The following is a 10,947-nucleotide window of genomic DNA, read 5'->3' as shown; positions in this document are numbered from 1 at the left end:
CTCAACCTGAGAGCTTCACCGGGTCCTGCGGGGGTCACCCGAAGGATCCGGCTTTCACCGTCGGTGAGGAGCAGAACCGGCACTGCGCGCCCGGTACCCGCACCTGCTTTCCAGAGTGGCCTCGTCCGTGCGGTACGTATGCCTGAGAGATTCCGGGGAGGATTTGCTCCTTCGGCGCCTCCGTCGAACGTCGGTGGAGGACTCTCCCGCACAGGGTCAGCAGCCGACACCCAGCCTACCAGCGCGGTTCCCGGGCCTCCCTCGAGTGGCCCCCTCCCCGGATATGCCCTTTTGTAGTCATTACCGAGGAGCTGCGACCACGTGGAGGGACCGTGCAGACCGACATCGATCCGCGCAGCCTGATCGGCCGCAAGGCGTTCGACCGCAACGGCACCAAGATCGGGACCGTCGACGAGGTCTACCTCGACGACGCCACGGGCGTGCCGGAATGGGCCGCCGTACGGACCGGCCTGTTCAGCCGGGACGCCTTCGTTCCCCTGGAACCGAGCGAGGTGGTCGGCGACTCCCTGCGGGTCCCGTTCGAGCGCTCCCTGATCAGGGACGCCCCCGACTTCGGTGTCGGCCGCCACCTCTCCCCCGAGCAGGAGCTGCAGCTCTACCACCACTACGGACTGGACGTCTCCCTCCCGTCCGACTTCCACAGTGATTTCGGCCACCTGGCGAAGGGCGAACGCGAGGAGGACTAGCCCGCAGCCCGAGCCGAAGGCGACACCGAAGCCGGGCCGACCAGCGGCAGCGGGTCGGACGGCTCCAGCTCGGGGTCGTCCACCAGGAAGGTCCGGACCCGGCCGGGCTCCGATCCGGGCTGCTCGAACCGCACGGTCACCCGCCCGACCCCGCTGCCCTGCACCCACCCCGGCCCGTACACGGTGTGCCGTACGTCGCTGCCGGCCGCCCAGTGCCGCTCACGGGCCGGCTCCGGCGTCCCGGGCGCCCCAGGCGCCCCAGGGGCCTCCTCCGCCTCCAGAGCCCCTGTGGACCCCGCAGACTCCCCTTCTGCGGCCGGCTCCTCGGCGGCCAGCGACTGCGCGAACAGGTCCTCCTGCGTGTAGTCCGCCAGCCCGGTCACGCCGACGCCGAGCAGCCGCACACCGCCGGTGGTGTCCACGGCCTCCAGCAGCCGCCCCGCGGCCTCCCGCACCACCGACGGGTCGTCGGTCGGGCCGCGCAGCGTCTCGGAGCGGGTCAGGGTGGAGAAGTCGTAGCGCCGGACCTTCAGCACGATCGTCCGCCCGGAGTGCCCGGAGGCCCGCAGCCGCTGAACGCACCGGTCGGCGAGCCGCTGCACCTCGCCCCGGATCCGCACCCGGTCGTGCAGGTCCACGTCGAAGGTGTCCTCCACCGACACCGATTTCGCGTCCCGCTCGGCGACCACCGGCCGGTCGTCGAGCCCCAGGGCCATCCGGTACAGCCCGACCCCGTGCGCCCGCCCGACCATCCGGACCAGCTCGTCCTCGCCGGCCTCCGCCAGCTCCCCGATCGTCGTGATCCCGGCGCGCCGCAGGTGTTCTCCGGTGGCCGGCCCCACTCCCGGAAGGGTCCGCACGGACATCGGGGCGAGGAGCTCGCGTTCGGTCCCCGGCTCGATCAGCAGCAGCCCGTTCGGCTTGGCCTCCTCGGACGCCACCTTGGCCAGCATCTTCGAGCCCGCCAGCCCCACCGAGCCGCTCAGGCCGGTCGCGGCCAGGATGTCCGCCCGCAGCTGCTGCCCGGTGGCCAGCGCCGATTCGGCGTCCCAGGCCACCCCGCCGGCTTCGAGGTCCACGAAGGCCTCGTCCAGGCTGAGCGGCTCCACCAGCGGGGACAGCTCCCGCAGCAGGCCCATGACCACGTCGCTGACGGCCCGGTACAGGGTGAAGCGCGGGACCAGGTAGGCGCCGTTCGGGCACATCCGCCTGGCCTGGGCCATCGGCATCGCCGAGTGCACCCCGAAGCGCCGGGCCTCGTACGAGGCGGTGGCGACGACCCCGCGCGGCCCGAGCCCGCCGACGATCACGGCCTTTCCGCGCAGGCTCGGCTTCGACGCCTGCTCCACGGAGGCGTAGAAGGCGTCCATGTCCAGGTGGAGGATGGTCGGCGCGGCTCTCACGGCCCCGATGCTGCCTTACGCCACTGACAATGCGGTGGCCCGGTACGGGCGGCCGGCTGCCCCGGGGGTCAGCCGGCCCGGTTGCGGCGCGCCGCCAGCTCGTCCGCAGGGTTGTGCCCGACCACCGTCTCACCGGTGTCGACCCGTTCCCCGTGCAGCTGCGACAGCGCGTTCTCGACGTCGCGCCAGACGACGCCCACGGCGATGCCGAAGATGCCCTGGCCGCCCTGGAGCAGGCTGACGACCTGGTCCGGCGAGGTGCACTCGTACACGGTCGCGCCGTCGCTCATCAGCGTCATGCGCTCCAGGTCGGAAAAGCCCCGCTCCCGCAGGTGCTGGACCGCGGTGCGGATGTTCTGCAGCGCCACGCCGGTGTCCAGGAAACGCTTTACGATCTTGAGGACGACGACGTCGCGGAAGCTGTACAGGCGCTGGGTGCCGGAGCCGTACGCGGGCCGGACGGTGGGCTCCACCAGCCCCGTCCGCGCCCAGTAGTCGAGCTGCCGGTACGTGATGCCGGCCGCGGCGCAGGCCGTCGGCCCGCGGTAGCCCACCTGCTCGCCGGCCGGGGAGCCGACCGCCGACGCGGCCGGCGCGGTCTCCGGCTGACGGCGCGCGGAGCCCGCCGCACTGCCGTGGAGCGGGTACGGCCCAGCGTCACTCCGTGCGGGGATGCCCCCGGTCGTACCGTCGCCCGTGACTCTCACGCCGACCCTCCGTCCTTGACCTGCCCCCTCGAAGGTAGGCAGTCACCCGGGGTGCGTCAACGATCGCCACACTCGGCACGCCGAGTGATAATCACCCTGAGAGTGGTTTCCCGTGCCCCTTGACGGGGCAAGGCTAACCGAATGGGCCGACAGTCCCTGCGGCTTTCCGGATCCGGCCCCTCACTGGGGGCCGGTACCGAAGTCCTCGGGGGAAATCTGGTCGAGGAACTCGCGGAACTTCTCCACCTCGTCCTCCTGCTCGTCCGGAATGGCGATTCCGGCGTCGTCCAGCACGCCGTCGCTGCCGTAGATCGGCGTCCCCGTACGCAGGGCCAGCGCTATGGCGTCGGACGGCCGCGCGCTCACCTCGACCCCGCTCGCGAAGACCAGCTCCGCGTAGAAGACGCCCTCCCGCAGATCCGTGATCCGGACCTCGGTGAGCTCCTCACCGATCGCTTCCAGCACGTCCTTGAACAGGTCGTGGGTCAGCGGACGGGCAGGGGCCATGCCCTGTTGCGCGAAGGCAATGGCGGTCGCCTCCCCGGGTCCGATCCAAATGGGGAGGTACCGATCGCCTCCCACTTCACGCAGGAGCACGATCGGCTGGTTCGAGGGCATTTCCACCCGGACACCCACAACGTCGAGCTCGTTCACACAGCAACCCTAGGACCTGCCCGGCAGGTTTGGGTAGTCGGGCTCCCCCTGCTCAGTGCAGGCGGACCCCCAGAGCCGCCTGTACGAGGGCCTCGTGGAGCCGTACGGAGAGCCCGGCGAGCTCCTTCGCGGTGGCTTCGGCATGAGCCCGGGTCTGCGGGTTGCGGTGCCGGCGCAGCGGTGCCACGACCTGCTCCACCAGGCCCGCCTCCCGGTCCGCGGCGGCCTTCACGGCGCGCAGGTGCCGCGGCTCCAGCCCGTACCGGCCCAGGTCCGCCACCAGCCGGGCCACGGTCAGCGCGTCCGCGTCGAATCCGCCGCCCGGGGCCTCGGCGAGCAGCCCGTACGACTCCCACTCGGCCAGCTGGGCCTCGTCCACCTCGGCCGCGGCGATCAGCTCCGCCCGGCCCACCCGGGCCGTGGACGGCCGCTCCCGGCCCGTCCCGCCCTGGGCCGGGCCGTCGGGCGGTCCGTCCCCGTGCGCCGTGGGCGCCGGGATACGGACCTGTTCACCTCGGTCCAGTGCCTCCAGCTGCTCCCGGATGACCTTCAGGGGCAGGTAGTGGTCGCGCTGGAGCCGCAGGATGCGGGCCAGCCGCTCCACGTCCTCCGTGCTGAACTTGCGATATCCGGAGGGTGTGCGTCGGGGCTCGACCAGCCCCTCCGCCTCCAGGAAACGGATCTTCGAGATCGTGACTTCGGGAAACTCGTCGCGCAGCATCGTGAGCACCGTGCCGATGCTCACCAGCTGCCCGGCCGAGCCGGCGGTGCCGTTTCCGGCACCGCCCGTGGGAGTGCGCAGCATGGGACCTTCCCTGGGGTTCCCCCGGACACCGTCCGGGGGAAGGGTCAGACGCCCCGCAGGCTCGCGTAGAAGACCAGCCGGTACTTGCCGATCTGGACCTCGTCGCCGTTGTGCAGCGGCACCGAGTCGATCGGCTCGCGGTTGACGTACGTGCCGTTGAGGCTGCCGACGTCGGCGACGGTGAAGCCGCCGTCCTGGCTCCTGCGGAACTCGACATGCCGCCGGGAGACGGTGACGTCGTCCAGGAAGATGTCGCTCTGCGGATGGCGGCCCGCCGTGGTCAGCTCACCGTCCAGCAGGAAGCGGCTGCCCGAGTTGGGGCCGCGCCGCACGATCAGCAGGGCGGAACCCGGGGGCAGCGCCTCCACCGCGGCCTGGGCCTCGGGGGACAGCGACGACGACACGTGTTGCCCCGACACCTCGGCCTCGTAGGCCTCGAGGCCCGAGATCGAGATGGTGGACGTGGTCTCCGAGGCACGCTCCGGCGTCAGACCCGCCCGCAGCGGCGCACCGCAGTTGGAGCAGAACCGGCTGGCCGCATCGCTACGGTGCCCGCACCTGCTGCAAACCTGCTCGGCCGACATGGACGGCTCCTCGCGCCGCGGCTGCCCCGCGGAGGCATTGGTGGCATACGGGTCGGGAGCAAACCCTCCACCCGTACTCGAGGTTGATGGTTCACCGAAACCTATGCGGCCGGAACCGGCAGGGTCAACAGCCGACGCGCCCTGCGCACCCGAAACACCACCCGCACCCGCGACCTCGTCCCGGAAGAGCGGCCGATCCCCCTGGCCCTGCGCCTCTCCCTGACCCGCGCGGTGCGACTGCGCACCGCTTTCCCCGCGGTTCTTCTTTCCGAACAACTTCTCAAACAACTTCACGGGCGATTCCCCTTGAACGAAACAGACCCGCCCGTGGGGCAGGACGAACTCCGAATGCACACACCTGCCGACCCGGACATCTTCACAACGTCCGAAACCACCAGACAGTTTCCACCACGCACCACAACTTCGGTGCGCCGACCCCCCGCAGGCACCAGCCCGCGTGAGCCCGTCCGCTCTCCGTCCCGCATCACTGCGATGACGACCGAGCGTAGTCAGGCTGCTTCGCAGCCCGCAAGGCGTCCACAACGATCTTCGCCGACCGTGTGACGGCGACGGTGGCCTGTTCCTTCTCCAGCGTCTGCACGACACCGCCCGGGATGTTGAGCGCGGGCTCAAGATCCTGCGGCTTGCCGATCACCTTGAACTCGTAGGGCTGTGTGATCTTCTTACCATCGATACCGATCCCGCCGCCTTCGTCCGAGAAGTACGAGCCCGCCACCATCCGCACCCCGTTGACCTGGATCGCCTCCGCCCCGGCCGCCCGCAGCTCCTGGAGGGTGTCCAGCAGCTGGTCGGACTGCACCTGGCCCCGGGGATCGGTGATCCGCAGCGTGATGCCCGGCCCCTGGGCTGCCACCGTACCGGCCAGGATCCCGAGTTGACGCTCCTTCTCCACCGTCTGCTTGCGCGCCTCCTCGGCCTGGTTCGAGCTGCTCTCCAGCTCCCGGCGCTGCGCCTCCAGCTGCTGCTTCTCGTCCTCCAGGCGCTTGGTCCGCCCGTCCAGCTCGTCGAGGATGCGTACGAGGTCCTCCTGACGGGCCCCGCGCAGCGCACTGGAGTCGCTGTTGGACCGCACCTGGATGGCCAGGCCCAGCCCCAGGACGAACAGCAGCAGCGCGACGATCAGTTGGGCCCGGCTCACGCGTGGCGGCCACAGACCCGCCGCGAGCCGCTGCCGGCCCGTCTGCCCGGGCTGCGGCGCGGCCTGCGCCACGGGCTCCTCGCCGGGCCCGCCCGCCCCGGCCCCGGCCGGCGGCTCGGACTGCGCCGGCGACTCCTCGCCGGGCGGCGTCGCCGCGCCCCGGACCTCGTCGTGCTGCTGCGCCCGCTCGTCCCGCGGCGGCTGCTCCGGGCCCTTCGGCTCCTCGGACGGGATGTCGTTCGTACTCATCGGTGCCTCACGCCCGGAACACGTGCCGGCGGATGGCCGCGGCATTGGAGAAGATGCGGATGCCGAGGACGACCACGACACCCGTGGACAGCTGCGAGCCCACGCCCAGCTTGTCACCGAGGAACACGATCAGCGCCGCGACGACCACGTTCGACAGGAACGACACCACGAACACCTTGTCCACGAAGATGCCGTCCAGCATCGCGCGCAGACCGCCGAACACCGCGTCCAGCGCCGCCACCACGGCGATCGGCAGATAAGGCTCCACCACGGCCGGCACTTCGGGCCGGACCAGAAGTCCGACCACCACTCCGGCCACGAGGCCCAGTACCGCGATCACGATGCACCCTTCTTCGGCTCTTCTGCTGTAGCTGTACGCACGGTCAGGCTGGAGGCGGCCGGCAGCCGCACCTCGTCGGCCGGGGAAAGTGTGTACCGGATCCCGTAGCTCTCCTGCAGCACGTGCAGGTACTGGCCGTCCACGGAGTCCTGGAACGCAGTCGGCAGCCGCTTCCTGTCCCCCACCGCCAGCACCTCGTACGGCGGTACCAGCGGCCTGTTGTCGACCAGTATCGCGTCCCCCGCGGCCCTGATCGCCGACAGCGCCGTCAGCCGCTGCCCGTTGATGGAGATCGCCTCGGCGCCCGCCTGCCACAGCCCGTTGACGATCCTCTGCATGTCCCGGTCCCGCAGCCGACCGGTGTCGGAGAAGCCGGTGTTCTCCCGCGGCTTGCCGCCCCCGGCCGACGAGGAGCCCTTGGCGTCGTCCACCACCAGCTTCAGCCCCGGACCGCGTGCCTCCGTGGCCCCCGACAGCAGCGCCACCAGCTGCCCCTGGTCACCGCCCTGCTGCTTCAGCGCCGCCCGCTGCCGGCCCGCCACGTCCGCCCGCAGCCGCTCGATGTCCCGCTCCAGGCCGTCCGCGTGCCCGTCGGCCCGCTGCACCCGGTCGATCAGCTCCTGGCGCTCCTTGGCCAGCACCGGCGCGGCCACCCGCGCCTGCGCCGCCCCGAGCGTGACGACCATCGCGGCGAGCACGAGCCCGGCGGCGAGCGCCAGCTTGGCCTTGAGGGTCCGCGGCAGGCCTGCCGTGCCCTCTGCCTCGCGCCGGGCAGACGCCTCTGCGTAGCCCTCGTCGAGACTGTGGTCCATCACGTGCGTCAGCAGCGACATGGACGCGTCCGGGCGCGCGAACGGCGCCGGCGCCGAACTCCGGTTGTGGGGCGGCTGCGACATGCCGTCATCGTCGCACGTCGGCGCCGCCCGCACCGAATGCGCCCGACCGGTGGACCGGGGCACCACGCTCCGCACCCGGCCCACCGTCTCAGATCACCGTCCGGCGCCGTCCACCACCCCCGCCCACTCCTCCAGCAGGGCCTGCGCGGACGCGTCGTCGGGGCCCTCGGCCCACAGGTGCGTCACGGCCTCGGCCGGGTCCGGCAGCACCAGCGCCCACCGCCCGTCCGCCTCGACCACCCGCACGCCGTCGGTCGTGTCCACCTGCCGGTCACCGGCCGCCTCCACGACCCGCCGCATCACGAGCCCCTTCACCGCCCACGGGGTCGGCACATCGCGCTTGAGCACATGGGCGCGTGGTATCCGCGCATCGATCTGGCTCAACGTGAGCTGCGTCCGCGCCACCAGCCCGATCAGCTGCACGAACGCCGCCGACCCGTCGAAGACGCTGCCGAACTCCGGAACGATGTAGCCGCCCCGGCCGTCTCCACCGAAGATCGTGTTCTCGGCCCGGCCCACCCGCGTCAGATCGTCGGGCGAGGTCGTCGTCCACTCCACCTGCGTCCCGTGGTACGCCGCCACCTGCTCGGCGATCCGGGTCGTGGTCACCGGCAGCGCCACCTTGCCGCTGCGCCTCTCCGCGGCCACCAGGTCGAGCAGCACCAGCAGCGCCCGGTCGTCCTCGATGATCCGCCCGCGCTCGTCCACCAGCGAGATCCGCTCACCGACCGGGTCGAACCGGACCCCGAACGCGGCCCGCGCGGAGGCGACGATCTCCCCCAGCCGCACCAGCCCGGCCCGCCGCGACTCGGCGGTCTCCGTCGGCCGGGACTCGTCGAGCCCCGGATTGATCGTCAGCGCATCCACCCCGAGCCGGCCCAGCAGGCTCGGCAGCACCAGACCCGCACTTCCGTTCGAGGCGTCGACGACCACCTTCAACCCGGAGTCCGCGATGCCGGTGGTGTCCACCCGCCGCAGCAGCGAGCCGGTGTACGAGTCGAAGACGCTCGACGGGAACTGCAGGTCGCCGATCTCCCCCGGGAACGCCCGCCGGTACTCCTGGCGCGCGAACACCCGGTCGAGCTTGCGCTGCTGCGCCTGCGAGAGGTCCGCCCCTCGCTCGTCCAGGAACATGATGTCCACGGAGTCCGGCACACCGGGCGAGGTCCGCAGCATGATCCCGCCCGCACTGCCCCGCGCGGTCTGCTGTCGCGCCACGGGCAGCGGCACGTTCTCCAGGTCCCGTACGTCGATGGCACTGGCCTGGAGCGCCGAGATCACGGCCCGCTTCAGCGCACGGGCGCCTCGGGAGTGGTCGCGGGCGGTGGTGACGATGGCGCCCTTCTTCAGCATCGTCGCGTAGGCGCCCGCGAGCCGGACGACCAGCTCGGGGGTGATCTCCACGTTCAGGATGCCGGTGACGCCGCGCGCGCCGAACAGGTGCGCCTGGCCGCGGGACTCCCAGATGACCGAGGTGTTGACGAAGGCGCCGGCCTCGATCGTCTTGAAGGGGTAGACGCGTACGTTCCCCTGGACGATCGATTCCTCACCGACGAGGCACTCGTCACCGATGACGGCCCCGTCCTCGATCCGGGCGGCGCGCATGATGTCGGTGTTCTTGCCGATGACGCAGCCGCGCAGGTTGCTGTGGGGACCGATGTAGACGTTGTCGTGGACGACGGCCTTGTGCAGGAAGGCCCCGCTCTTGACGACGACGTTGGATCCGATGACGGTGTGCTCGCGGATCTCGACGCCCGCCTCGACCTTGGCGTAGTCCCCGATGTACAGCGGACCGCGCAGCACCGCGTCCGGGCTCACCTCGGCGCCTTCGGCGATCCACACGCCAGGCGAGATCTCGAAGCCGTCCATGTCGATCTGGACCTTGCCCTCGAGCACGTCGGCCTGCGCCTTGACGTAGCTCTCGTGCGTGCCGACGTCCTCCCAGTAGCCCTCGGCGACGTAGCCGTAGATGGGCCGGCCTTCCTTCATCAGCTGCGGGAAGACATCACCGGACCAGTCGACCGGAACATCCGGGTCCACGTAATTGAAGACCTCGGGCTCCATAACGTAGATGCCGGTGTTGACGGTGTCCGAGAAGACCTGGCCCCAGGTCGGCTTCTCGAGGAAGCGCTCGACCTTGCCCTCCTCGTCCACGATGGTGATGCCGAATTCCAGGGGGTTCGGCACCCGGGTCAGGCACACCGTGACGAGTGCGCCCTTCTGCTTGTGGAAGCGGATGAGATCGGTGAGGTCGAAGTCGGTGAGGGCATCGCCGGAAATAACGAGGAATGCATCGTCCTTCAAGGCCTCCTCGGCGTTCTTCACGCTGCCGGCTGTGCCGAGTGGCTTCTCCTCGTTGGCATAGGTGAGCTCCATTCCGAGCTCTTCGCCGTCACCGAAGTAGTTCTTGACGAGCGACGCCAGGAACTGGACGGTGACCACGGTTTCGTTGAGCCCATGCCGCTTGAGCAGCCTGAGAACGTGCTCCATGATCGGCCGGTTGGCAACCGGCAGGAGCGGCTTGGGCATGCTCGAGGTCATGGGGCGAAGGCGGGTGCCTTCGCCTCCGGCCATCACGACGGCCTTCATGTCGGAAGAGTCCTCCTTGGGAGACGACGTTCCGGCCGATCTCACCCGTCTCGGACGGTGACTCCGCAACCCCTCCGCGTCAGACCCTTGCCGAGCGAGTTCAATCGACCGCGGCGTCCGCCTTCACGAGTCGGCGGACCTGCACCACGTAAAGGATTCCTGCCCACCAGTAGAGCGTTGTACCCCAACCCGCGAACGCCCATCCGAAAACTGACCCCATCCAGGCCAACCAACCCGTTCCGTCACTGAGCAGCAGCAGGGGGAAGGCGTACATCAGGTTGAAGGTTGCGGCCTTGCCGAGGAAGTTGACCTGCGGGGGCGGATAGCCGTGCCGGCGCAGGATCCAGACCATCACCAGCAGCATCAGCTCGCGCGCGAGGAGGGCTCCGGTGAGCCACAGGGGCAGAATGTCGCGATAGGTCAGGCCGAAGAGCGTGGAGAGGATGTAGAGCCGGTCGGCGGCAGGATCCAGCAGCCGGCCGAGGCTGCTGATCTGATTCCACTTCCGTGCCAGCTTCCCGTCGAGGTAGTCACTGACGCCGCTGAGCATGAGGACGGCGAGCGCCCATCCGTCGTGCTCCGTCAGAATCAGCCAGAGGAACACGGGCACGCCGACGAGCCGAGCCATGCTCAGGATGTTCGGAATGGTGAAAATTCGGTCCGTCTGAACCCGAGTCTCCTGGACCTCCACCCGGGGGCCTCCACTTTGAACGTACGAACGATGCCACTTGACCCTACAGGAACCGGCACCCGCTCCTGAACGCAGAAAAGCCCCGCACCAGAGCTGGTGCGGGGCTTTCCCACAATGATTGTTCGGCGGCGTCCTACTCTCCCACAGGGTCCCCCCTGCAGTA

At 70.3% G+C, this 10,947-nt stretch carries 11 protein-coding genes and 1 riboswitch; of the genes, 1 reads left to right on the top strand and 10 read right to left on the bottom strand.

Going from position 1 to position 10,947, the window contains the following annotated elements:
* Nucleotides 1-120: 120 nt before the first annotated feature.
* Nucleotides 121-219, bottom strand: a riboswitch (glycine riboswitch).
* Nucleotides 220-332: 113 nt separating this feature from the next.
* The gene (locus AB0F11_RS28775) at nt 333-707 is read left to right on the top strand and encodes a PRC-barrel domain-containing protein (RefSeq protein WP_362179671.1); all 375 of its coding nucleotides are present in this window, start codon (nt 333-335) and stop codon (nt 705-707) included.
* Here the strand turns inward: AB0F11_RS28775 and AB0F11_RS28770 are convergent.
* The 10 genes from AB0F11_RS28770 to AB0F11_RS28725 all read right to left on the bottom strand — a co-directional run bounded on the left by AB0F11_RS28770 (nt 704) and on the right by AB0F11_RS28725 (nt 10,784).
* Entirely contained in the window at nt 704-2,110 is a 1,407-nt protein-coding gene (locus AB0F11_RS28770; RefSeq protein WP_362179668.1) for a DNA polymerase IV, read from the bottom strand. The genes AB0F11_RS28775 and AB0F11_RS28770 overlap by 4 nt on opposite strands.
* Before the next feature lie 68 nt (nt 2,111-2,178).
* Nucleotides 2,179-2,817 carry a MerR family transcriptional regulator gene (locus AB0F11_RS28765; RefSeq protein ID WP_362179666.1) on the bottom strand — a complete coding sequence of 213 codons (639 nt, stop codon included), beginning with the start codon at nt 2,815-2,817 and terminating at the stop codon, nt 2,179-2,181.
* A gap of 180 nt (nt 2,818-2,997) precedes the next feature.
* Nucleotides 2,998-3,471, bottom strand: coding sequence for a bifunctional nuclease family protein (locus AB0F11_RS28760; protein ID WP_030009777.1), 474 nt, complete (start codon nt 3,469-3,471; stop codon nt 2,998-3,000).
* A 52-nt stretch (nt 3,472-3,523) separates the two neighbouring features.
* Nucleotides 3,524-4,276, bottom strand: coding sequence for a MerR family transcriptional regulator (locus AB0F11_RS28755; protein ID WP_362179663.1), 753 nt, complete (start codon nt 4,274-4,276; stop codon nt 3,524-3,526).
* 44 nt (nt 4,277-4,320) lie between these two features.
* A complete protein-coding gene (locus tag AB0F11_RS28750) occupies nt 4,321-5,262 on the bottom strand; it encodes an FHA domain-containing protein (RefSeq protein ID WP_362179750.1) in 942 nt (313 codons plus the stop codon).
* A gap of 82 nt (nt 5,263-5,344) precedes the next feature.
* Nucleotides 5,345-6,268 carry a DUF881 domain-containing protein gene (locus AB0F11_RS28745; RefSeq protein ID WP_362179660.1) on the bottom strand — a complete coding sequence of 308 codons (924 nt, stop codon included), beginning with the start codon at nt 6,266-6,268 and terminating at the stop codon, nt 5,345-5,347.
* A gap of 7 nt (nt 6,269-6,275) precedes the next feature.
* Nucleotides 6,276-6,608, bottom strand: coding sequence for a small basic family protein (locus AB0F11_RS28740; protein WP_030158423.1), 333 nt, complete (start codon nt 6,606-6,608; stop codon nt 6,276-6,278).
* A complete protein-coding gene (locus tag AB0F11_RS28735) occupies nt 6,605-7,504 on the bottom strand; it encodes a DUF881 domain-containing protein (RefSeq protein WP_362179657.1) in 900 nt (299 codons plus the stop codon). Before AB0F11_RS28735 ends, AB0F11_RS28740 begins: the two co-directional genes overlap by 4 nt.
* 93 nt (nt 7,505-7,597) lie before the next feature.
* Nucleotides 7,598-10,093 carry a mannose-1-phosphate guanyltransferase gene (locus tag AB0F11_RS28730; RefSeq protein WP_362179654.1) on the bottom strand — a complete coding sequence of 832 codons (2,496 nt, stop codon included), beginning with the start codon at nt 10,091-10,093 and terminating at the stop codon, nt 7,598-7,600.
* Nucleotides 10,094-10,193: 100 nt separating this feature from the next.
* Nucleotides 10,194-10,784, bottom strand: a complete 591-nt coding sequence (locus AB0F11_RS28725; RefSeq protein WP_361919386.1) for a CDP-alcohol phosphatidyltransferase family protein — start codon at nt 10,782-10,784, stop codon at nt 10,194-10,196.
* Nucleotides 10,785-10,947 lie beyond the last annotated feature (163 nt).

Origin of the sequence: Streptomyces sp. NPDC032472, assembly GCF_040636955.1 — a bacterium.
Classification (GTDB): domain Bacteria; phylum Actinomycetota; class Actinomycetes; order Streptomycetales; family Streptomycetaceae; genus Streptomyces.
The sequence above is the reverse complement of the archived record's forward strand: the minus strand, read 5'-3'. Positions and strand labels throughout refer to the sequence as shown.